Raw genomic sequence first — 1,084 nt, 5'->3', positions numbered from 1 at the left:
TCACATTGGCAGTTTGCGATGAAAGTAAAGAAAGACTAGAATTTAAATTTTCTATTATAACTTTATCTGCTTTTTTGTTGAGATTATCCTCAGTAATATTTAAATCTGAATTTAACTACCTAATGTCGTGTTAAAATGCTCTTTGAAAGGAGTGATTTTTTGAGGGACAAGATAATTAGTAATATTTTAAGAAAAATGGGAATGTTGTTGTCTGAAACACAGCAAAGACAGTTAGAGGAAGTATTGGTGGCAGAATTTAAGGAGGTTGAAATAAGAAAGGAATCAACCGAAGTCGGTTTTAAGGAAAATACATTGGAAATATTGAAGAATACTTACCTTGCTACATTGGCAGTGGAAAATAAGTCTATAAAGACAATTGAACAGTACAATTTACATTTAAGTCAATTTGTAGAAGCTTTTAAGGGAAAAAAGATTTGCGAGATTGATGCGACGGATATTCGCGGTTTTTTGTTTGCTTATAAAAGAGAAAGAGGGATTTCAGACTGTTCCATGAATAATAAGCGAGGTGCATTATCTAGTTTTTTTACATGGCTATGGGATGAAGAATACATTAATAAGAATCCAATTAGAAAGATAAAAAAGGCAAAAGTCAAGCAAGTACGCAAAAAAGCGTATACACCACAGCAAATAGAAAAAATGAGAATGAGCTGTAAAAATATTAGAGATAGAGCCTTAATTGAAATTTTATCATGTACTGGATGCAGAGTATCGGAAATATGTAATATAAATATTTCTGATATAGATTTTGCAAAAAAAGAGATAAAAATCTTAGGAAAAGGAAATAAGGAAAGATCTATTTTTATTTCTGATTCTGCTATTCCTTACTTAGATCTGTATTTAGAAAGCCGGAAGGATAATAATCCGGCGTTGTTTATTGCAAGAAGGTATCCATATCATCGTTTACAGAAGGATGGAGTGGAAAGAATTATAAGAAATTTGGGGAATTTATGTGGAATTCATGCACATCCACATAAATTCCGCAGAACGTTCTGTACGAATTTGATTAATCGGGGGATGCCTGCACAGGATGTAGCGATCTTAATGGGACATAGTGATGTAAATA

At 32.2% G+C, this 1,084-nt stretch carries 1 protein-coding gene; it reads left to right on the top strand.

The window, feature by feature from the left end:
- Window positions 1-159: 159 nt before the first annotated feature.
- Window positions 160-1,084, top strand: a 925-nt coding sequence (locus AC27EF_RS13570; protein WP_487111298.1) for a tyrosine-type recombinase/integrase, incomplete at its 3' end; no start/stop codon positions are given.

This window comes from Anaerostipes stercorihominis, assembly GCF_057535655.1.
Note: the sequence above shows the minus strand (reverse complement) of the source record. Positions and strands in the feature narration are given on the sequence as shown.